1 protein-coding gene is annotated in these 828 nt (G+C 66.2%); it reads right to left on the bottom strand.

Features of this window, described 5'->3' with window-relative positions:
- Positions 1-698: APC family permease (locus tag ACNPM4_RS18195; protein WP_448986630.1), on the bottom strand; the 698-nt coding region annotated here is incomplete at its 3' end.
- Positions 699-828 lie beyond the last annotated feature (130 nt).

Below are 828 nucleotides of genomic sequence, written 5' to 3'. Positions count from 1 at the left end.
GGGCCGAAGCCGGACGGCATGAACGGGGTGTAGTTGTCGGTGTTGATGTAGAAGATGCCGAGTCCCACGATGAAAAGGATCAGCAGGATCTTGATCCCGACCGCCACCAGCTCGAACCGGCCGAAGGTCTTGGTGCCGCGGCTGAGGAGGAACGTCACGAGCAGGCAGATCAGGATCGCCGGGATGTTGACGACGCCGCCGGGCTGGTCGAACGTCTCGGTGACCGCGGTCGGCAGGTGGACGCCGAAGCCGGAGAGGAACGCATCGAGGTAGCCGGAGATCCCGATCGCGACGACGGCCACGATGGCCACATACTCCAGGAGCAGATCCCAGCCGATGAACCATCCGGTGATCTCGCCGAGCGCGACGTAGCCGTAGCTGTACGCCGATCCGGCCCGGGGGATCATTCCCGCGAATTCGGCGTACGAGAGAGCGGCGGCCGCAGACGCCAGTCCGGCGATGAGGAACGAGATGACGACCGCGGGCCCGACACCGGGGTTCGTGGCATCGCCGTGCGCGACGAGGCCCGCGAGCGAGAAGATCCCGACGCCGACGATGCCGCCGACGCCGATCGCGGTGAGCTGCCACAACCCGAGGGATTTGAAGAGACCACTGCTCTCCGCCTCTTCGTTCAGGTCACCGACGGGCTTGCGCCGCCAGACGGAATACGCCGGATTCTTCGGATTCGTGCGGGGCATCCTTGCCTCCCTGAATGGCCGCCCGGGTGCGGGCGGCGAGCGATGGCTGAGCTTTTGACCGGTAACACGTTACGCCCGCCTCGCCCCCTCCTCAATCAGACTTCTGGTCAGGATCCGGCGCCCGGCGTGC

The organism is Microbacterium umsixpiens (assembly GCF_053543675.1).
The sequence above is the reverse complement of the archived record's forward strand: the minus strand, read 5'-3'. Positions and strand labels throughout refer to the sequence as shown.